At 32.6% G+C, this 21,731-nt stretch carries 23 protein-coding genes; 8 read left to right on the forward strand and 15 right to left on the reverse strand.

The window, feature by feature from the left end:
- Positions 1 to 130: 130 nt before the first annotated feature.
- Positions 131 to 745, reverse strand: a complete 615-nt coding sequence (locus BN863_RS10090) for a trimeric intracellular cation channel family protein (protein ID WP_038530144.1) — start codon at positions 743 to 745, stop codon at positions 131 to 133.
- Positions 746 to 883: 138 nt separating this feature from the next.
- Positions 884 to 1,366, reverse strand: coding sequence for a Dps family protein (locus BN863_RS10095; RefSeq protein WP_038530146.1), 483 nt, complete (start codon positions 1,364 to 1,366; stop codon positions 884 to 886).
- A gap of 101 nt (positions 1,367 to 1,467) precedes the next feature.
- On the opposite strand from BN863_RS10095, the gene BN863_RS10100 reads away from it, so the two are divergent.
- Positions 1,468 to 2,412 (forward strand): LysR family transcriptional regulator, encoded by a 945-nt coding sequence (locus tag BN863_RS10100; protein WP_038530147.1) that lies wholly within the window; start codon positions 1,468 to 1,470, stop codon positions 2,410 to 2,412.
- 129 nt (positions 2,413 to 2,541) lie between these two features.
- Here the strand turns inward: BN863_RS10100 and BN863_RS10105 are convergent, their stop codons facing one another.
- From BN863_RS10105 to BN863_RS10115, 3 genes are all read right to left on the reverse strand, one after another.
- A complete protein-coding gene (locus BN863_RS10105) occupies positions 2,542 to 2,739 on the reverse strand; it encodes a hypothetical protein (RefSeq protein ID WP_038530150.1) in 198 nt (65 codons plus the stop codon).
- 130 nt (positions 2,740 to 2,869) lie between these two features.
- A complete protein-coding gene (locus BN863_RS10110; protein WP_038530153.1) occupies positions 2,870 to 3,667 on the reverse strand; it encodes a TIGR00266 family protein in 798 nt (265 codons plus the stop codon).
- Between the two features lie 84 nt (positions 3,668 to 3,751).
- On the reverse strand, positions 3,752 to 4,207 hold the full coding sequence (locus BN863_RS10115) for a DUF4442 domain-containing protein (protein WP_038530155.1): 456 nt from the start codon (positions 4,205 to 4,207) through the stop codon (positions 3,752 to 3,754).
- A gap of 145 nt (positions 4,208 to 4,352) precedes the next feature.
- Between BN863_RS10115 and BN863_RS10120 the strand changes: the two genes are divergently transcribed.
- The 4 genes from BN863_RS10120 (at position 4,353) to BN863_RS10135 (ending at position 7,439) form a co-directional block, all read left to right on the forward strand.
- A complete protein-coding gene (locus BN863_RS10120; protein WP_038530157.1) occupies positions 4,353 to 4,724 on the forward strand; it encodes a hypothetical protein in 372 nt (123 codons plus the stop codon).
- A 26-nt stretch (positions 4,725 to 4,750) separates the two neighbouring features.
- Positions 4,751 to 5,197 (forward strand): DUF4870 domain-containing protein, encoded by a 447-nt coding sequence (locus tag BN863_RS10125; protein WP_038530159.1) that lies wholly within the window; start codon positions 4,751 to 4,753, stop codon positions 5,195 to 5,197.
- 132 nt (positions 5,198 to 5,329) lie between these two features.
- Positions 5,330 to 5,674 carry a PadR family transcriptional regulator gene (locus BN863_RS10130; protein WP_038530162.1) on the forward strand — a complete coding sequence of 115 codons (345 nt, stop codon included), beginning with the start codon at positions 5,330 to 5,332 and terminating at the stop codon, positions 5,672 to 5,674.
- Positions 5,667 to 7,439, forward strand: a complete 1,773-nt coding sequence (locus tag BN863_RS10135; RefSeq protein WP_038530164.1) for a PspC domain-containing protein — start codon at positions 5,667 to 5,669, stop codon at positions 7,437 to 7,439. Before BN863_RS10130 ends, BN863_RS10135 begins: the two co-directional genes overlap by 8 nt.
- Positions 7,440 to 7,652: 213 nt before the next feature.
- On the opposite strand, the gene trxB is transcribed toward BN863_RS10135, so the two are convergent.
- The 6 genes from trxB to BN863_RS10165 form a co-directional block, all read right to left on the reverse strand.
- A complete protein-coding gene (trxB, locus tag BN863_RS10140) occupies positions 7,653 to 8,609 on the reverse strand; it encodes a thioredoxin-disulfide reductase (RefSeq protein WP_038530166.1) in 957 nt (318 codons plus the stop codon).
- Between the two features lie 488 nt (positions 8,610 to 9,097).
- Positions 9,098 to 9,301: a hypothetical protein gene (locus tag BN863_RS10145; RefSeq protein WP_038530168.1), complete on the reverse strand. Its 204-nt coding sequence runs from the start codon at positions 9,299 to 9,301 to the stop codon at positions 9,098 to 9,100.
- Between the two features lie 3 nt (positions 9,302 to 9,304).
- Positions 9,305 to 9,652, reverse strand: coding sequence for a phage holin family protein (locus BN863_RS10150; RefSeq protein WP_038530170.1), 348 nt, complete (start codon positions 9,650 to 9,652; stop codon positions 9,305 to 9,307).
- Between the two features lie 3 nt (positions 9,653 to 9,655).
- A complete protein-coding gene (locus tag BN863_RS10155; protein ID WP_038530173.1) occupies positions 9,656 to 10,018 on the reverse strand; it encodes a YtxH domain-containing protein in 363 nt (120 codons plus the stop codon).
- A gap of 537 nt (positions 10,019 to 10,555) precedes the next feature.
- The gene (locus BN863_RS10160; RefSeq protein WP_038530176.1) at positions 10,556 to 12,367 is read right to left on the reverse strand and encodes a hypothetical protein; all 1,812 of its coding nucleotides are present in this window, start codon (positions 12,365 to 12,367) and stop codon (positions 10,556 to 10,558) included.
- Positions 12,368 to 12,678: 311 nt separating this feature from the next.
- Complete coding sequence (locus BN863_RS10165; protein ID WP_038530178.1) at positions 12,679 to 14,139, reverse strand: aminoacyl-histidine dipeptidase; 1,461 nt, start codon at positions 14,137 to 14,139, stop codon at positions 12,679 to 12,681.
- Positions 14,140 to 14,214: 75 nt separating this feature from the next.
- On the opposite strand from BN863_RS10165, the gene BN863_RS10170 reads away from it, so the two are divergent.
- Positions 14,215 to 15,282: a DUF3810 domain-containing protein gene (locus BN863_RS10170; RefSeq protein ID WP_038530180.1), complete on the forward strand. Its 1,068-nt coding sequence runs from the start codon at positions 14,215 to 14,217 to the stop codon at positions 15,280 to 15,282.
- Between the two features lie 74 nt (positions 15,283 to 15,356).
- On the opposite strand, the gene BN863_RS10175 is transcribed toward BN863_RS10170, so the two are convergent.
- Positions 15,357 to 16,160 carry a DUF6503 family protein gene (locus BN863_RS10175; RefSeq protein ID WP_038530182.1) on the reverse strand — a complete coding sequence of 268 codons (804 nt, stop codon included), beginning with the start codon at positions 16,158 to 16,160 and terminating at the stop codon, positions 15,357 to 15,359.
- Positions 16,161 to 16,245: 85 nt separating this feature from the next.
- On the opposite strand from BN863_RS10175, the gene BN863_RS10180 reads away from it, so the two are divergent.
- Both BN863_RS10180 and BN863_RS10185 read left to right on the forward strand, forming a co-directional pair.
- Positions 16,246 to 17,040 (forward strand): TrmH family RNA methyltransferase, encoded by a 795-nt coding sequence (locus tag BN863_RS10180; protein ID WP_038530184.1) that lies wholly within the window; start codon positions 16,246 to 16,248, stop codon positions 17,038 to 17,040.
- Positions 17,041 to 17,068: 28 nt separating this feature from the next.
- Positions 17,069 to 18,304, forward strand: coding sequence for a M48 family metallopeptidase (locus tag BN863_RS10185; protein WP_038530186.1), 1,236 nt, complete (start codon positions 17,069 to 17,071; stop codon positions 18,302 to 18,304).
- 221 nt (positions 18,305 to 18,525) lie between these two features.
- On the opposite strand, the gene cls is transcribed toward BN863_RS10185, so the two are convergent.
- From cls to BN863_RS10200, 3 genes are read right to left on the reverse strand one after another with little or no spacing between them, the layout of a single operon-like run.
- Positions 18,526 to 19,986 carry a cardiolipin synthase gene (gene cls / locus BN863_RS10190; RefSeq protein WP_038530189.1) on the reverse strand — a complete coding sequence of 487 codons (1,461 nt, stop codon included), beginning with the start codon at positions 19,984 to 19,986 and terminating at the stop codon, positions 18,526 to 18,528.
- Positions 19,987 to 19,999: 13 nt separating this feature from the next.
- Positions 20,000 to 21,238: a glycosyltransferase gene (locus BN863_RS10195; RefSeq protein WP_038530191.1), complete on the reverse strand. Its 1,239-nt coding sequence runs from the start codon at positions 21,236 to 21,238 to the stop codon at positions 20,000 to 20,002.
- Positions 21,239 to 21,712, reverse strand: a complete 474-nt coding sequence (locus BN863_RS10200; protein WP_038530193.1) for a heme-binding domain-containing protein — start codon at positions 21,710 to 21,712, stop codon at positions 21,239 to 21,241.
- Between the last annotated feature and the right edge of the window lie 19 nt (positions 21,713 to 21,731).

Here is a 21,731-nt window from a genome sequence, read left to right on the forward strand (position 1 = left end):
AAAACTTAAGCCGTAAAAAACATCTAATCAATTTGATACCGTATTTTATATGCTACCCTTTTTTACAAGACATAAGTTGCATTAACTAAAGATTTAAATTAAATACAGAAAACAGCTTAAAAACAAATATTTACACATTGTCTTCGTGCGCATATAAGTTTGGCAAACTAATTTTAAAACGTACCGCTACCAACCTTATCGCGATAACAATTAGTCCTGACGACAGTAAAACCATGTTATCTTCTATAGGCAATAACTCTAATAAAAAGAAGGAAATTCCACCTAAGATACATGGAGTCGCATAAATCTCTTCTCTAAATATTACAGGAATTTCATTACATAAAATGTCACGAATAACACCTCCAAAACAAGCTGTCATTGTACCTAATATAATACAAATAGGCATGGACAAGCCAGCAGATATTCCTTTTTCTATACCAATAACGGTGTACAAACCAATCCCTACTGTATCGAATAAAAAGAGTGATGTTCTTAAATAATCAATCTTATGTCTAAAAATTATTGCAAAAATTGTACTTCCTAAAATAAGGTAAACATACATTGGGTTAATCATCCAAAAAACTGGTGTTGCTCCTATAAGCACATCACGCATCATCCCTCCTCCTGTTGCGGTAACAAAAGCAATAATTAAAATTCCGAATGGATCCATACGCTTACTTAAAGCGACTAAAACTCCTGATATAGAAAAGGCTATAACTCCTAATAAATCAATAGTATATAACATGACATTATTTATTTGCGGGCGCAAATATACTATTACATTTTAGTTTATGAATGAATTATAATACAGAAAACGAAATAAAAAAAACCTTCATTTGTATTTCTACAAATGAAGGTTCTGTTTTTTCTATACAATCGATGGTTATACTGTTGTTTCTCCTAACCACGCTTTCATCATCCAGATTGTTTTTTCTTGTTCAGTTATAAGATCACTCATCATAGAGTTTGTACCTTCATCTCCTGCATCCCCAGCTTTATCTAGAATACTTCTTTCAATTTTTAATAAAATCGATAACGATTCTACAATAAGCTCTACAGCTTTTTTGTCATCAGACACATTTTTACCAACTCTTACTTCTGAAACTTCTGTATAATCTGAAAATGTATGTAGAGGTGTTTCACCAAGTGTTAATACACGCTCAGCAATTTCATCTACATTTACGTTAGCTTCTGTATATAATTCTTCAAATTTAACGTGTAATTCAAAGAATTGCTTTCCTCTAATATTCCAGTGAATACCTCTTAAATTCTGATAATATGTTTGAAAATTAGCTAATAAGCTATTTAAATCTTTTGCTAAATCTTTAGTTTTTTTTGAATCTAATCCTAATATATTAAGTCCCATAATTTATGTTTTTATATTTATACAAATTTAGCCCATAATTAACACAACTAATAATCAATTATATTGATTCATTTTATAATTTTATAGTCTAAACTTATACCATGACGATTACTCAATTATATTATGTCTTAGCCGTTGCAGAAAATCAAAATTTCACGAAAGCAGCAGAAAAATGTTTTGTAACACAACCTACATTAAGTATGCAAATACAGAAACTTGAAGATGAGCTTGATGTTCTTATTTTCGATCGTGGTAAAAAACCAATTGAATTAACCGAAGTTGGTAAGAAAATTGTAAACCAGGCCAAAAATATTGTAAATGAATCGAATCGTATTCAGGATATTGTAGACCAGCAAAAAGGTTTTATAGGCGGAGAATTTAAATTAGGAATTATACCTACTATTATGCCTACGCTTTTACCTATGTTTTTAAATACCTTCATAAAAAAGCACTCTAAGGTTAAACTTATTATTGAAGAATTAACTACAGAAGAAATTATTTCTAGATTAAATGAAGGACATCTTGACGCAGCTATTGCTGCAACTCCTTTAGATGCTGAAAACATAAAAGAACGCGTCTTATATTTCGAACCTTTTGTAGCCTATGTACCGCAAAACCACAGATTACATAATGCAACAAAAATAGAATCTAGCGATTTAGATGTAGACGATATGCTTTTATTAGAAGACGGCCATTGTTTTAGAAACAGTATACTTAACATTTGTAAGACCTTTAAAAAGCATACAGACGACGACTTCCTGTTAGAAAGTGGTAGTATAGAAACCTTAATTAAATTATCTAACGAAGGTTTAGGAATGACGTTACTTCCATATTTACACACTCTAGACTTGAATGAAAAGGCACAAAAAAACTTGAAGTTTTTCAGTGAACCTTCTCCTGCTCGAGAAGTGAGTTTAATATATCATAAGAGTGAATTAAAAATTCAAATTATTGAAGCTTTGCAATCTATAATCTCTGGAGTTATTCGTGGCGCTATAGCTTTTCAGAATGTAAAAATTATAAGTCCCCTACTTACTAAAAAATAAAACCACTTTATGTACACTATAAGGCTTGTTTATAGTTAGCACTAAACTATTTTTATTTTAGTGTATCGCTATTTCAGGACGGGACAAAATTTCAAATAAAAAAAAGCAACTATTTCTAGTTGCTTTTTTTTATGAATCTAGATAAACTAAACATTTATCTAAATCTGGGTTTTGCTGTACTATAGATTGTATATAAATCTTAAGCTCTTCGATTTCATAAGGTAATAATCTTTGAAGGGCTTTTTGTACTTCTTTGCAAAACAACGTAGTATCAAAACTAACTTTACTAAGTATAGTTTTGGTATACTCGAACATTGCTCTTGCCATAGGTATTGAGTTTAGGTTTAGTAATTATATTTAAAATGTAGATTTGTTCTATAGGCAACTATAACGTTTTAAATTTTATTAAAAATAAAGGTTTTAATCTTAATATTCTCTTAAAATCAGAATAATATTGTTAAAATCTGTTATCTCCATTAAGTAAGTCTCCGAGTCCGCCCAGGACACTACCTTCACCTTTTTTATTATTTCCATTTGGTAAGGCAGAAAGCACACGGCCAGCAAGACGACTAAAAGGTAACGATTGTACATATACCGTTCCAGGTCCTGTTAAGGTAGCAAAGAATAAACCTTCCCCACCAAACACTGTATTTCTAATTCCACCTATAAACTCGATATCGTAATCTACGTCTTTAGTAAACCCAACAATACACCCCGTATCTACACGAAGCTTCTCTCCTGCTTTTAGCTCTTTAGTTGCAAGTGTTCCTCCTGCATGCACAAAGGCCATACCATCGCCTTCTAGTTTTTGCATAATAAATCCTTCACCACCAAATAAACCACGTCCTAAACGTTTAGAGAACTCGATACCAACGCTTACTCCTTTAGCTGCACATAAGAATGCATCTTTCTGGCAAATCACTTTACCTCCAAACTTGTTCAAGTCTACAGCCAAAATTTTTCCTGGATATGGCGATGCAAACGATACAGAACGCTTGTCTGGATATGTATTATAAAAAGCGGTCATAAATAAGCTTTCTCCTGTTAGTAGACGTTTCCCTGCTCCAAAAATAGAATCTAATAAACTCGAGCTCTGTTTTGAGCCATCACCAAAAATAGTTTCCATTTTAATGCCCTCATGCATCATCATAAAACTTCCGGCTTCTGCAACAACGCCTTCATTTTGGTCTAATTCAATCTCTACATACTGCATTTCTTCACCATAAATGGTATAATCTATTTCGTGTGCTCTCATTTTTTTAGGTTTTAAAGATTAATACTTAATTATATGTAGTTTATTATTTAAAAATGTTACAAACACCATAAAAATGCTTGTGCCTTACGCCTTTACTTTTATAGTCCATTGAAATTTAAAAGTAGAAACCTCAACCCCATCTTCATTAGTACCTATTGATGTCATCCAAACTGTTTGTCCTTCTCCTGTTTCAATTGCTTTAGATAATGCTACATCGATTACATGTCCATCAACACATAAAAAACGAATACGACCTGTTGCCTTTTTTGTAAAGTTTGCAGAATTACTTAACACTAACATAGATACTTTTTTACCACTATTTCTTATTTTCTGCATCATAAGCGCTCCAGTAGAGAGTTCGGCTGCCATCCCTTGAACCGCCCAAAACATAGATTTAAATGGATTTTGGTTTATCCAACTGTATTTTACTGTAACCACACATTCCGATTCGTTTAAAGATTTTGTGCGCACGCCACACAAGTAAGCAGATGGCAATTTTAGCATTAAAAAACTATTCAGTTTAGACGGACTTATTTTCATGTTATCGATGTTGTTTAGGTAAAAATATCGAAAATTATCGAGATTTCAACTTGTTAATATTACGTTAAATTTTACTACTATGTTTTGCATAATACCTTTTTAAAGATATATATTTGCATAAGAAACTATTATATGCTTTTAAAAGATGAAACAGATTGGTTTAATTTTCGCATTATTAGGATGCCTTTCTATGATGAACTGCTCTAAGGCTAAAGACAAATTAATGTTTATACATCATTTAAAGAAAAACATAACGAATACATATAATACAGAGCAGATAGAAGTAAAAATTAATGAAGATGATAATAATATAGACTTACTAATCTTTATTACAGATACAAAATTCAATAATTACAGTACGCAACAAAAGCATAATATGGCTAAAACTATTGGTCAGTTTGCTATAAAAGATGAAATTAAAACATCTAAAATAAAGTCAGGAGAACTCATTTTTATAAACGAAACTAATAAAGTCCTCTATAAAACAACAGATTCAGAATCATACAAAATGTATTAATCTATCTCTACTTAAAACAAAAAACCATGATTGATAACCACCAAAAAAATATAGCCACGTGTATTCACTTATCTACCTTCAGTAGATTCATTTTTCCTTTTGGAAATTTTATAGCCCCTGTTATTTTATGGATTACCAATAAAGATAAATCTCAATTTATAGATGTTCACGGCAAGGAAGCCATCAACTTTCAACTAAGTATTTTACTATACACTGTTATTATAGGACTAATTACAGTGCCCTTTTTTATATTTAATATTTTTAATGGCTTAGATTTTATAAATTTTAATCTTTTAGAGCATATAGAAATTAATATAAGTAAACCTTCTCCCTTGTTGTATTTGGGAGGCGCATTAGCGGGATTAGCTGTTTTAGGATTTATTATCGAACTCGCCTTAATTGTAAACGCTAGTTTAAAGGCTAAAGACGGAGAGCTTTTCCGTTATCCATTAAATATCCATTTCATCAAATAATTAATCATTCATCAATCCAATCAAAAAAAATGAACAGTTTAAAATTAAAACACATCAACACATGACTCAAGTAAAAATATATTCATTTCATAGAACTTTGTCTTTAATCGAGACGGATAAATATACAAACAGATGAAAATAGAAAACACAAAAGCACAAATGCGAAAAGGTGTTTTAGAATATTGCATATTATCGGTTTTAAAAGATGAAGACGCCTATGTTGCAGAAATTCTAGAAACACTTAAAGATGCTAAAATGTTAGTTGTAGAAGGTACCATTTATCCTTTACTAACACGTCTTAAAAACGCCGGACTCCTTAATTATCGCTGGGAAGAATCTACTTCTGGACCACCTCGTAAATATTATGGATTAACCGAAACTGGACAATTATTTCTTAGTGAACTAAACACCACTTGGAGCGAACTACAACATGCCGTAAACCTAGTAACCCGTCAAAAAAATAATAGTAATGAATAAAACTGTCAACATAAATTTAGCAGGTATTTTCTTCCATATTGATGAAGATGCATACCAAAAACTACAGCGCTATCTTGAGGCTATTAAACGTTCATTTACAGATTCTCAAGGTCGTTCCGAAATTATAGCAGATATTGAAGCTAGAATTGCCGAATTGTTTAACGAACGCGTAAAACACGACAAACAGGTTATTGGTAACAAAGAAGTAGATGAAGTAATTTCTATTATGGGGCAACCAGAAGATTATTTGGTTGACGACGAAATTTTTGAAGATGAGCCAGTATCGCCTTCACATCCTAAATCTATTAAGAAACTGTATCGAGATACAAGCAACTCGTACATAGGTGGTGTCGCTGCGGGGTTAAGCCATTACTTAGGAATAGATACCATTTGGGTACGCCTAATCTGGGTTTTATTAACTTTTGGTTCTGCCGGTACATTTATACTAATCTATGTTTTATTTTGGATTTTAGTTCCTGAAGCTGTTACCACTGCAGAAAAGTTAACTATGACGGGCGAACCCGTGAATATTAGTAACATCGAAAAAAAAATAAAAAAAGGATTTGAAGATGTATCAGATACTGTAAGAAGTGTCGACTATGAAAAGTACGGAAGCAAAGTTAAATCGTCTTCAAAGTCATTTTTTGAAACTATTGGTGATATTATCATGTTTTTCCTGAAACTCTTTGCCAAATTTATAGGACTTATTTTAGTGTTATTTGGTGCTTTATCCATTTTCGCTTTATTGATTAGTTTACTATCTTTAGGTAGCTCATCCTTTTTTCACCCGTGGTGGATGGATTATCCAGATGCCGTAAACACGACAGGTTTACCTATTTGGCTAGGGTCTTTACTTGTGTTTTTCACTGTTGGTATTCCGTGTTTTTTCGTGCTATACCTAGGACTTAAAATCTTAATCAATAATTTAAAGTCTATAGGAAAGGTTGCTAAATTCACCTTATTAGGACTGTGGTTAATCTCGTTAATCGCTGTAATAACCATAGGTGTTAAGCAAGCTTCAGACCACGCACTTCATTCTGTAGTAACAGAAAAGAATACACTTGTATATAACACGCAAGACACGTTACGTATTACTATGGTGAAGAATAACAAATTCAACAGAAGTATTCGTAGAAGCGATGATTTCCAGATTGTGTACAACGATAACGACGAGAAAGTAATTTTCACTAGAGATGTAACTGTACATGTACGTTCTACAAAAGATAGTATAGGTAGAATTCAGATTGAAAAAGAATCTAAAGGAAAAGACTTCTTAGATGCTAAAGCACGTGCAGAACATATTATGTACAACTATACACTTACAGGGAACCAATTGCTTTTGGACAGCTATTTACTTACAGATTATGAGAATAAATACAGAGAACAAAATGTAGATATTGTATTATATCTTCCAGAAGGTACATATGTTGATTTAAATAGAAATATGCGTTCGTACTTAAAATCTTATAAATCTGCTGATAATATTATCACCTATAAAGACTCGAACCATATCATGAAAATATTAAACGATGATGCAAGCTGTATTGATTGTTTTGATATTGACACGGAAGACGATTCTGATGAAGAAGGCTATATCGATCTTAACATTAACGATAGTAACGGTACTTTAAAAATTAATAATAAAGGAGTGAAAATTAAGAACGATGATGTCGATATTCAAATTGACAGCGACGGTGTTAAAGCAACCTCTGAAGATGTGAATGTAAACATCGATGAAAATGGAATTAATATTACATCAGATTAAATAAACTAAAATGCCCGAGAAATTCTCGGGCATTTTAGTTCTTAATAAAAGCAACTCATCAATCAAAAAAAACCAACCTTTATGGAAACTTTATTAAAAGCAATAATCACCTTAATTTTAGACATTTTGTGTTAAGAGAATAAATCTCATTCATAAAAGAAACCCCAAACACTCATCATGTTTGGGGTTTTTAATTTATATATAAACTCTAGTTTAAGCTTCTACTTCTATAGATGCTAAATAACGTTCTGCATCTAAAGCCGCCATACATCCTGTTCCAGCTGCTGTAATTGCTTGTCTGTACACATGATCTGCTGCATCTCCAGAAACAAACACACCTTCAATATTAGTTTTAGAAGATCCCGGAGTATTAACAATATAACCCGTTTCGTCTAATTCTAAATATTCTTTAAATATATCTGTATTTGGTTTATGACCAATAGCTACAAAAAATCCAGTTGCAGGAATCTCTGTAATAGTATTTGTTTGAGTGTTTTTAACTTTAACTCCAGTAACAACTTGTCCGTCACCTAAAACTTCTTCAGTTTCTGTATTAAATAAGATGGTAATGTTTTCCGTCTTTTTAACACGTTCTGCCATAATTCTAGATGCTCTAAATTCATCACGTCTTACCAACATGGTTACTTTTTTGCAAAGTTTAGATAAGTAATGTGCTTCTTCGCAAGCAGAATCTCCAGCTCCAACAATTACAACTTCTTGATTTCTATAAAAGAATCCATCGCAAACTGCACAAGCAGAAACCCCACCTCCTAATTGAAGGTATTTTTGTTCTGAAGGTAATCCTAAATATTTTGCAGAAGCTCCTGTAGAAATAATTACCGTATCGGCATGAATTTCTTGAGTTTCATTAATCCAAACTTTATGTACGTCTCCAGAAAAATCAACTTTTGTTGCCCAACCATCACGAATATCAGATCCAAAACGTTTTGCTTGTTCTTGTAACTGAATCATCATTTCTGGACCAGTGATTCCTTCTGGATAACCTGGAAAATTTTCAACTTCGTTAGTCGTTGTTAATTGTCCTCCTGGTTGCATTCCTTGATATAATACAGGAAACATATTTGCTCTGGCAGCATAAATAGCCGCAGTATACCCTGCAGGACCAGAACCAATAATTAGGCACTTTACTTTCTCAATTGTATCAGACATAACTTTTCTTATAATTTAATTGATACAAAAGTAGAATTTTTGAAACAATCCTTACAGTTTAAGTTATTAAAAGTTATTATCAATACATAAGAACTACCTATACATTAACCGCTTCTTCTATTAAAAGTTAATTAGCACACTATAGATTTGTTGATTTTTCACTCTAATTTCTATTTGAAGTATTCTATAGCCGTATTCAGTTTTAAAGAAGTTAACAGAAAATAGTGTTTCGAGATTCGCAAAGTCTCTTAAAATACCACAATGAATACTAAGAATATTTTTTTAATACGACACAAAACCTCACCCTCATTAATTTACTACAAATCTTGCAGTTACACAAAAAAACAATAATTTTATAAATTGCTTTTGAATTTTACATAACTAAAAACCGTAACGTTTAACAAAAAAAACCTAATATCTTAAGTAATTCCTTAAGTCTATTAAGTTATAATATTGAAATAATAGTGCATCCGAAAAATACAATAGGGCTATTTCATAAATTTTTTAAACATTACGAAAGATCCTATTTTAGCCGTATAACTCAATGCCGTTTGAACCCAATTAAGTGGTTGTAAATCTTCCTTAACATCGCCTTTAAGACCTTTTAATTCCTCCCAAGCAATTTTACGCTCTAAATCTAGGCGTTTTAATTCGTAATTTATCTCATCAAAAGAATTGTAAACTTTTTTCATACGTTAATCAAAGAAATTTTGTGACATGGTTGTTATAAATTTATTGTCAATTCGTTTTCTTAACACATAAACAATAACAGCAAAAATTAAAAATAATCCACCAACAACTAAAGCTCCATAAGCCATATTATCTAACCAATACCCGATACCAATAGCTGCCGAAATTGCAAAAAACATGAATGCAATAAATAAAAAGGCACCTACTAAAATCATCTTGCCTAGCAAACTCATGACTTGAGTGAGCTGTTGAAAGATTTTTAGCTTTACATATTGGTGAGATTTATTAATATAAGTCTCACCAATATCTGAAGCTTTATTTGAAGTCTCATTTAAAGATTCAAAAATATTCATATATTATGATTTTTGATATTTCTTATTTTGATCTTTCAATTTTGCTAGCTTTTTTTCTAAACTAGAAATAACATCGTCTGCTTTATGACTGGCATCTGTAACTATAGATTCTATTTGCTCATCTAAAGTTCCTTTTTTAGTATTTAAGCTGCTATTTACTTTTTCCTTTAAATCGTGAGCACTACTACTTACTTTTTCTTTCAGGTCGTGAGCTTCACTGTTCATTTTATCACGAGCAGCTAAAGCCTCTTCTGACAAACGTTGTCTTGTTTTACTTCCTTTGTCTGGAGCATAAAGAATTCCAAACAATGCACCTATTGCTGTTCCAGCTAAAAGACCTAATACGGTGTTTCCACTTTTACTCATAATTATAATTTTTAATGGTTTAAAAATATAATTCCGTTTCCACGAAATCCTTATCAAATTTACAAAATATTAAGAAATTAATCGAATTATAAAATACAATTTTAAGTTAAACAACCGAAAACTCTCAATATCACTAATTTATAACAATCAACTGATTTACAATTGATTAAGTACTATGTATTATATTTCAAAATTAGTAAACTCTTAAAAAATGATTAACTAAATCGCATTTATTTTTACTCCTAAACCTTTGTATTCGTCTACAGAAATTAGATAAGAACATACAAAATAGCTTTCGGGTTCTCGTAAAATTTTATAGACTAAATCAATTATACTTTAAATACAATCTATAAATCACGAGATAAAGCTAACCATATAGAACTAAACTTATTATTAAATTATGAGACAAAATCTAACTACTTTATATAAACTTACAATCGACTTTTAAGCAATGAATGCTAATCTCTAATGAAAAAGCCTTGTTAACTACAAGGCTTTTTTAAAATTAACTCATAACAAGTAAACAAACAACCTCATTTAAGACACAACTTGAATGGCTAGACTTACCTTATCATGTAGTGCTTTTAATCGATCTAATTCAAAATTTAAACTTTTGTAAATAGTGTTCTTAGAGGTTTCAAAATAATCTTTTGTATCTTCTAACATACTTTCATAATACAGCACACCCGACTTTAAATTATTAATAAAAGTCGTAAAATACTTTTCTTCTCTTTTATTAGAGATTATCGGAGATTCATTAAATTTATCTGTAATATAATCTACATAAATAGTCAGTTCTTTAACAAAAATATTTGGTCGTCTAGGCGCTACTATATTTTTAATTTCACCATAAATATGAGAAGACATCTCTTTTAAACTCAGAATTTTTGAGAAATACGCCATATTAGGTCCAGGACAAACTGAAACTCCAGTACCTTCTGTTTTTGTATCTAAATTATACTTTAATAATGCAGATGTTCCTAAACCTACACAAGTACACGATTTAACCGTTATTTTGTCAAGCTCCTTTTTATAGGCGATTTTGTCTAGACTAAGCTCGTCTAACTTTTTAATTTTTAAATGCTGATATTGTCTAGAAGCTGTACACAAACCTTCTTCTGAAAACTCTTTATTTAGAGCCACAAACTTTTTAGGGCACGCACTACCTGGTCTGTTTTTTTCAATATTTCTATCTTTTTCAGCATCTTTAGTATTCCCTCTCATACTATTAAAAGGCACTCCTAACGGAGAAATATTGCTCAAATATAAATCTTCCTCTTTTGCTTTTGTTAATTGTTTTAGCGTAGCATCATCTACAGTAGTTGCTTCAGGCACTAATAAAAAAGGTGTTCCCCACCCTACAGAATCTAACTTATATTTATGTAATAGAAAATCATGCTCTTCTGATGTTCCCACACCGCCTTGAGCAGTAATTTGTATCGGTAAAGGTGATTTAGGAACAAAATATCCCTTAGCCTTTAAAGCTTTCGTAAGTAAATCGTGAAGTTCATTTATTAAGCTTTCTCTATTGGTCGTAAACTCATTTAGGATTGGTCCCAACAACAATCCATTAGTTGCAAATGCATGACCACCACAATTTAACCCAGATTCTATTCTGAATTCTGAAATCCAGATTCCCTTTTTAGCCAGAATTTTCCCTTGAATTAAAGCTGATCTATAATCACTTACTTTTAATATTACTTTTTTCTTAATGTATCCCGTAGCATCAGGATAAAAATCCATGAAATTTTCTAAATAACTGAATAAACTCGGGTTCATTCCTGCCGATAGTATTAAGGACGAACTTAAATTAGAATTTGCATACCCTCTTAATGCTGCATGTGCATCGTTATATTCGATAGGTAATTTCTTTTTATCCTTAAAGTTGTCTTTATCGACCTTAGTCATGATGTTTACATCTATACTACCTTTAACTAAATTGTCTGTTAAAAACTTCTTCGCCTTATCTAAGTTAAGTGTCCCCGATATGGCATTTAAGAATTGAAATTTCATCTCTGAAGTACTAGGTAATAAATTTAGATACTGTTTTAATTCAGCAGTGTAAGATTTATTCACTTCTTTAAGCTGATTGAATTTCTCCTCGGTAACGTCGTGTATCATATCTAAATACGACGTGATGCGTTTCGCTCTAAAATCTGATTGAGAATTATCAATTTCATCATATGGCAGTTCAAACATATTGCAATACATCTTTCTAAGTTTTTCAAGTAAAATATCATCCACTAGAGAAATAGCCGAATCTATTCCTAAATGAGAGACCTTTAGTGGTGTATCTGCGGTAAATCCAATTCCCATTACAGGGATGTGGAAAGAATGTAGTTTTTTCATTAAAATCGTTTTTAGTTTCTCTTTTTTTAGCAAAAAGATTTACAAACATCCGAATTTTCATTTTACTAAATTATGACATATATCATATCTCAACTTAACACACAAACACTTAAATAACTGACAAACATGTCAATATAAAAATTACAATAAAAAATATAATTAGCACAGAAAATTTATTGATGACCAATGACATTCTAAAAATCTTAGAATATATGGTTCTTTTTTAACCAAAAAAAATCCAGTGAAAAAGACTTTCACCAGATTTTTTAATGTTTATAAACTGTCTTGTAATTTAAGACATCATAGTCTCCCTATTTTTTAGGAATCTCCTTCAAAATTTCAAGAACAAAGTTCCAGTATTTCTGTACTGAAGAAATACTAGCGCGTTCGTCTGGAGAATGCGCCCCTTTAATTGTCGGTCCAAAACTAATCATTTCCATATCTGGATAGTTAGAACCAATAATACCACATTCTAATCCGGCGTGACATGCGGCTACATGTGCTTTTTCACCGTACATTTTTTGGTAAGTGGTATCTAATACTTTTAAGATAGACGAATCCATATTTGGTGCCCATCCTGGATAATCTCCCGTACACTCCACTTCACATCCTGTTAATTCGAATGCAGAACGCAATGTGTTTGCTAAATCCCATTTAGAACTATCTACTGAAGAACGAGTTAAACAGCTTATTTTAATATGACCGTCTTTTACAAGTACTCGAGCAATATTATTAGACGTTTCTACCAATTCAGGAATATCAGCGCTCATACGGTATACCCCATTATGCGCGGCATATAAGGCTCTAGTTAAGCCTTCTTGCACACCTAAGTTCATAATAGTTTCAGGTAATTCTACAGCTTCAACAGTCACCTTTAAATCTGGTTCCATTGTTTTTAATTCCTCTTGAATTGTAGCACCTTGAAGTTTCATTTCTAATTCGAAAGCCTCTTGATGAATTGCATCTACAGCAACTATAGCTTTACTTTCTCTTGGTATTGCATTACGTAAACTTCCGCCATCAATTTCAGAAATACGTAAACCGAAGTTTTCAAATCCGTCAAATAATAAGCGATTTAAAATCTTATTCGAGTTTCCTAAACCTTCGTGAATTTGCATTCCTGAATGTCCACCTTGTAAGCCGTTAACAGTAATTTTATATCCTAATTTAAATTCAGGTGTTTCTTCTTCTTCATACGTTCTTGTTGCCGTAACATCGATTCCTCCTGCACAACCTACACCAATTTCATCATCTTCTTCAGTATCTAAATTTAAAAGAATGTTTCCTTCTAAAACACCTCCTTTTAAACCTTGTGCACCTGTCATTCCAGTTTCTTCATCTATAGTAAATAAAGCCTCAAGTGGCGGATGAGCAATTTCGTTACTTTCAAGAATAGCCATAATTGTAGCTACTCCTAAACCATTATCTGCTCCCAAAGTTGTACCATTGGCACGCACCCAATCTCCATCGACTAACATCTCAATACCTTGTGTAGCAAAGTCGAATACGGTATCGTTATTTTTTTGGTGAACCATATCTAAATGCGATTGCATCACGATAGGCGCTCTATCTTCCATTCCTGCACTAGCGGGCTTTTTTATAATAACATTTCCAACTTCATCTTCAATAGTTTCCAATCCTAAAGACGTTCCAAAATCTTTCATAAAGGCAATGACTTGCTCTTCTTTTTTCGAGGCTCTTGGCACAGCATTTAAATCTGCAAATTTGTTCCAAAGGGCTTTTGGTTCTAATGCTCTTATTTCTGAATTCATAATTTCGTTTTATAATGTTTCACAAAGGTACGTATTAGCATTAAGCAATTACAAACATTTGCCTATTTTTGAGGCATGCTTAAAAACCCAAAAACATATCTAGCATTTTCGTTGCTTCCCGTATATTTTCTAGTAAGATTCTTATCGAATTACCCGGAAATCATAGAACATTATTATAGTAATGGGATATACCCTATAATTTCTAAAATATTGCGATACGGCTTAGGTTGGATTCCCTTTTCGTTTGGCGATTTGGTTTATGCTTTCGGTATTATTTATATCGTGAGGTGGCTGATTGTAAATAGAAAAGGTTTCTTTAGAAATACACAAGAATGGCTAATCGATATTTTATCGGCAGTAACCTTATTATACTTCGCCTTCCATTTGTTCTGGGGCATGAATTATTACCGACTACCACTGCATCAGAATTTAAATTTAGAAGCCGATTACACTACAGAGCAGCTAATTTCTGTAACTCAAGAATTAATTCAAAAAACAAACAGTCTTCAATTAGGAATTACTAAAAACGACACGATAAAAGTTGACATACCTTATAGTAAATCGGAAATATTTAAACGTTCTGAATCAGGATATAAGAATCTAGAGGAACAGTATCCGCATCTCGAATACCATCCAAGAAGTATCAAAAAATCCTTATTCAGTGTACCGTTAACGTATATGGGTTTCAGTGGTTATTTAAATCCACTAACTAATGAAGCGCAAGTCGATTATTTAATTCCCTCTTACAAATTCCCAACCACATCGGCTCACGAAATGGCGCATCAATTAGGTTATGCGGCCGAAAATGAAGCTAATTTTATTGGGTGTTTAGCCACAATAAATAACGATGATATTTACATGAAATACTCCGGGTATGCATTTGGACTGCGCCATTGTTTAAACGAAATTTACCGTCGCGACCCAGAACAGTATGAAAATATTGTAGAAACAGTAAACATAGGAATTTTAAAGAATTATGAGGAAACACGTGTGTTTTGGGAAAGCTATCAGAATCCGTTAGAACCACTTTTTAAAATGAGTTACAACTCGTATTTAGAAGCAAATAACCAGAAAGGCGGCATGGAAAGTTATAGTTATGTCGTTGCGCTATTGGTGAATTATTTTCAGAAAAATCCGGTGTAACATAAAAAATGTTAACAGAGAGCGAAATCAAGCGCTCTGTTAACATTTTTAATCTATTGGTATTTATAGTGAGATTATTCTATCGTTTCCGCACCTTCAGAAACATCATAAAATGAAGCATCTTTCTTGTCTTCAGATATGTTTACATCAGAAAACTCAACTTCTTTTTTCACATCTACAGGTTTTCCATCTACCACATTATACCATTGTATCGCCTTTGGTAATTTCACACCATTTACATCTTGCCAATCTCCATATTTAATATAGCTGAATGTTTTACTTTTCTCTTTAGCAAAAAAGGTCATGGTATAAGCTAACCAAGTCATTTCATTCGTTTTAGCATCATAATAAATAATGTATTCATCATCTGGCGACGAACCTACTTCTGCACCATAAGAAATTTTAATTCCTGGATATTCCACACCTTCAAAACGTAATGGTTCTGCATCACTATATGTAATTCCATCATCTGCTAATACAAAAGGCATTGCATAGAAATAAAACATTAAATTATAATAAAACTTAGGTTTTCCTTTGTAAGCTGTAGTATATTTAGATTCTAACCACACATCTTTCCCATTATAACCTAACACGTGGTTTGGCATTTCAATATGCGCTTTTCTACTTTTTAATTCGGTAGTCGTAACCTCTGCCCCATCTGGTTTTTGCATCGTAAATGCTAAAGTTTGCATCGCATTCCAAGCCTCTAAACCACCATGCGCTTCAAAGACCTTTGCTATATTCTCTGGGTAGTTTTTAGATGCCGTGTCTTGAGTAACGACTTCTTCTAACGTTGCCTGTTCTGTGGTTTTCTTTTCGGTAGATTGCTTACAAGATGCGAAAGCAACAATAAATAAAAGTAGTAAAATGTTTTTCATAGTATTTTATAATGATTTACGGTCTTTGACGAATTCAAAAGGTATTAATTACATCTAAAACATTTACTTTTGTTTTTTTTAGTTTATGAAAGATATTACAAGCACTCAAAATAGTTACATCAAACAGTTGGTTCAGTTAAAAGACAAGTCTCGAGACCGCAAAAAATCGGGAACATTTTTAATTGAAGGGCAACGTGAAATTTCCCTCGCTTTAAAGGGACAGTATACCATAGATACGCTTTTATACTGCAATGATTATATTGACAATATTCAAATTGAAACGTTAACATCGGCCGCTACCGAAATTATTCAAGTCTCTAAAGATGTGTACCAAAAATTGGCCTATCGCGATACTACCGAAGGCGTTATAGCCATAGCTCAATCTAAAACATTAGACTTATCCGACTTGACTTTCGATAAACCTAATCCTTTAATTTTAATTGCTGAAGCTCCAGAAAAACCAGGAAATATAGGTGCGTTATTAAGAACTGCCGATGCCGCGAATGTAGATGCTTTTATTATAGCGAATCCTAAAACGGACTTATACAATCCAAATATTATTCGGTCTAGTGTAGGTTGTGTCTTTACCAATCAAGTGGCTTCGGGCAGTACCGATGACATTATTTCGTTTTTAAAATCCAAAAACATTAATATTTTTTGTGCGGCATTACAAGCTTCAAAACCTTATCACACACAAGACTATACCACAGCAACAGCTTTGGTGGTTGGTACCGAAGCTACAGGTTTAAGCGAAGCGTGGAGAAATCAGGCCACACAAAATATTATTATTCCAATGCAAGGCGAAATCGATTCTATGAACGTTTCTGTAGCCGCGGGAATTTTAGTTTTCGAAGCTAAACGTCAGCGTCAATTCGCTTAATTTTTCAGTTAAATTCCCTTTTTAATTTATGACTTCTACGACCTTATTTTACATTATAATTGCCATAATTATTATCGATTTTATAGTCGATAAGGTTTTGGATGCCTTAAATGCTAAACATTTTAACGATGCATTACCTACAGAGCTACAAGATGTATATGATGACGAAGCGTATAAAAAATCGCAACGCTATAAGGCAACAAATTATAAATTTGGTTTAATAACATCTACCTTTTCTATTGTTTTAACCTTAGTCTTTTTAGCACTAGATGGCTTTGAGTTTGTAGATAATATTGCGAGAAGTTTTAGTGATAATCCAATTATTATAGCCATTATTTTCTTTGGAATAATAATGATGGGAAGCGATATCTTAACGACGCCTTTTAATTATTATCAGACTTTTGTTATTGAAGAACAATTCGGGTTTAACAAAACCACAAAGACTACCTTTATAATAGATAAGATAAAAGGTTGGTTTATGCTTGCCATAATTGGAGGTGGAATTTTGGCCCTTATTATTTGGTTTTACGATATAGCAGGCGAACAGTTTTGGCTTTATGCTTGGGCTTTAATTGCTGTATTTAGCCTATTAATGAATATGTTTTATGCTAAATTAATTGTACCTCTTTTTAATAAACAAGTGCCTTTAGAAGATGGTAGTTTACGAGAAAAAATTTCTAATTATGCAAACACTGTAGGTTTTAAATTAGATAATATTTTTGTTATAGATGGCTCCAAGCGTAGTACCAAAGCCAATGCGTATTTCTCTGGATTTGGAAGCGAAAAACGAGTTACTTTATACGATACTTTAATTAACGATTTAACCGAAAACGAAATTGTGGCTGTACTCGCTCACGAAGTTGGGCATTATAAAAAGAAGCATATTATTTTTAATCTGTTGGCTTCTATTTTACTTACAGGCGTAACTCTTTTTGTGTTATCGCTATTCATTTCAAACCCGTTATTATCTCATGCTATTGGTGTTGAGATTCCTAGTTTCCACGTGGGATTAATCGCCTTCGGATTGCTTTACAGTCCGATAAGTGAGTTAACCAGTCTGGTAATGAACATCTTCTCGCGAAAATTTGAATATCAAGCCGACGATTATGCTAAAAACACTTATAATGCTAACGACTTGATAACGTCACTTAAGAAATTATCTAAAACCAGTTTGAGCAATTTAACGCCACATCCGGCGTATGTGTTTATGCATTACTCGCATCCTACCCTATTTAGTAGGATTAAAAACTTGAAGAAAAGTTGAGTTTTAGTGAGTTGTGAGTTGGAAACTGATAAATCAAGAACAAACGCCTAACTTTAATACATAGCTTGAAATTATAATCTTGAAATTTAAGAATTATCAACTATTTGTATTTCAGAATAAAGACGTAATCATCGCTAATATTTAGCCGTTATACAGAACTTGTTTTAGCATCTTAGGTCTAGCATATCCACTACAAAGATTTCGCCATTAACATCTAAACCCTAGAGTAAAGGTGATAATAATCGCGCGACTTTCTCTGTAAGTTCATGATACCAAGTACGTGTTTGCCAGCGTTCTAAATCAATTTGATCTGCATCTTTTAAATCGGTATTAAAAGCCTCTTTAAGCTGTTTATTTACACCTTTATCATACACGATAGCGTTCACTTCAAAATTTAAATCGAAACTACGCATATCCATATTTGCGGAACCAACAATAGCAATTTCATCGTCTATAGCCATTGTTTTTGCATGAATAAATCCTTTGTTATAGCGATAAATTTCTACGCCCGATTGAAGTAATTTTTCGTAATACGAACTTGCGGCTGCATTTACAATTCTAGAATCTGAGGACCGTGGCACCAAAAGTTTCACTTTTACGCCACTCATAGAGGCGATACATAATGCATCCATAATACTTTCGTTTGGCACGAAATAAGGCGTGGTAATTTGAATTTCGCGCTCGGCTAAACTTATTGCCTGTAACAGTGAATATAGAATGGTTGGTGTTTCCGAATCTGGACCACTAGCTGCGATTTGTACCGCAATATTAGATTTTGTTTCAAAAGTATCGAGGTCGGGAAATAAATGCGCTTGCGGTTCTATTTCACAATTTGCACAAAAATTCCAATCGCATAAAAACAGATATTGCAAATACCAAACTGCTGGACCTTGAATCTTTAAATGCGTATCTCTCCAATACGTAGAAGGTTCTATATTATTGTTGTTATTTATATATCGATCGCTAACGTTTATTCCTCCAACAAAACCAACACGACCATCGATAACAATAATCTTACGGTGGTTTCTATAATTCATCCTATTCGCTAAATAAATGAGTTTTACTTTGTAAAACGGATAGGCTTCTATGCCGGCATCTCGCAATCTATAAACCAAACTTTTCCGGATAGAACTACTTCCGAAGTCATCGTACATAAATTTAATTTTCACACCTTCTTTCGCCTTTTTAATTAAAAGTGCTTCAATTTTGCGCCCTATGGTATCGTCTGTAAAAATGTAATATTCTATATGAATATGATATTTAGCCGCTTCAATAGCTTTAAAAACTTCCGGAAATTTCTGTTCTCCATTAAGTAAAACATCTACTTCATTTTTATTGGTTAACGGACTAGAAATTTCAGTAAACAATAAATGAATCAACCTTTTATTAGACTCTAGAAGTTCGCCTTTATTTTTTATTATTTTCTGTGTATAATGTTTTAACTGAACTTCTAATTGCCTTTCGAACTTAATATTACTGAAGAGTTTTTTACTATAAATCTTTCGTGTTCTGTAGTTCATTCCGAAAGAAAAATAGAATATTATACCAAAAAATGGAACAAATACAACGAGTAGTAAATACGACAGTGTTTTTGTAATGTTATTGGTATCGTAAATAACACGCAAGCAAACCAACAGTACAATTAGAATGTAAGCAAGTTGTAAAATTAAACTCCAATCCATAGGGTGTATTTAACTAATTCAGTTTATTCTTTTCTTCAATCCATCGCGACATAAATTTAGTGCTTTGCATACTATGATGTTGCAACATACTGCCTGTAAAATTAGATAAGCGATGTCGTTCTAAATGCTTTTTAATGTTGTGAATACGCTCTAGAAACTGTTGCTGAAAGTACGACTTATTAAATCGGGAATTATAGTTTTTAAATCCGTATGCTTGTTTTTCATTCCAAAGCGTTTCATTGGTATATAAGTCTACGGCTTGCTTAGCAAATACCTCGGCATCGTCTTCAATAAAGCCGTTTGGTTGTTGTGTTCCAAACATACCTTCAGCAGCGATAGAAGACATGGCACATGGTGTTCCGTTAATCATGGCATCTACCAATTTCCCTTTTAATCCAGCTCCAAAAACTAAGGACGCTATACAAATTTTGGACTGTTTCATCACTTCATTTACATCGTCTGCAAACCCTTTAATAAAAAAACGGTCTTTAGGTTGATGTAACTGATTTACTTTTTGCGACGCATAAGCGCCATAAATATGAAGTTCTGCTTTTGGAAGTTGCTTTTTTATAAGTGGCCAAAGCGTTTGCTTTAAATACAAGACCGATTGATAATTGGGTTCGTGCAGAAAATTTCCGATAGTAACAAAGTCTTCACGCTCATTAAATGTTGGTACACCTTGTTGTGTGTTTTCAGAAATTGTTTCTAACATAAAAGGCACATACAACAATAAGTCTTCTGGAACCTTAAATTTCTGTGTTAAGATGTCCATTTCAACTTCAGAAATCATAATATTTATATCGCATCTGTAAATACTTGCAATTTCACGTTTTGCAAGGTCACTAAACAAATAAGCATCACTAAATTCGACTTGGTCTTTATATGCCTGCTGACGCCCTTTTCGTAAACAATGTAAATCTTCGGTATCTAAAATTTTGATAGCTTTCGGACAACATTCTGTTACTCTCCAACCAAATTGCTCTTCCATCATAAAGCGGTCGAACAAAACGATATCAGGATTTAATTCGGTAATAAAATCATCGAAACTAGAATGATTAAGTTCAATCGTTTTTTCCTTTATTCCTAGTGCATTTAAATCGGCGCTTTGCTCACTTTTACTACTTGGACTCGCAAAAGTTATCTGGTAATTTTGTAATTGAAAGGCTTCAATAAGCTGCATCATCCGGCTTCCCGCTGCAGACGATTTAGGCTCAGGCCATACAAAACCAATAATAAGTACGTCTACTTTCATTTATTCGGGCTGCGGCATTAAAGTAAATTTTATACGCAAATGTTCTGCCCATTCTTTTATAGATGCAATGTCGGCATCAGATAATTTTGCATTGGCATGCATCCAAGTATACGACTCCAACGGCATCTCTTTAGCTTCTACCATCTCGATTAACTCTTCAATTTTATGGTCTTTTTTCTTCAGAGAATATGCATTCCATTTACTAAAATTGAAATGTTTTTTACCGTCATTTACATGGTCTGCCATAAAATAATTTACAGGCGTTATGTTACTGTACCACGGATAATTTGTATGACTGCTATGGCAATCGTAACAAGACTCTTTTAAAATAAGTCTAACATTTTCTGGAGGATTTGTTTCTTCAAGAAAGGGTTCTATAGACGTTAAGTCTCCTATATTTTGTTCTGGTTTAAAAAACTGAGCAATTACAAACACTACTAAAATTAGCAATAATATTTTCTTAATACCTTTCATTTATTTAAATTTAGTAATT

Source organism: Formosa agariphila KMM 3901, from assembly GCF_000723205.1.
In the GTDB taxonomy this organism is placed as follows: domain Bacteria; phylum Bacteroidota; class Bacteroidia; order Flavobacteriales; family Flavobacteriaceae; genus Formosa; species Formosa agariphila.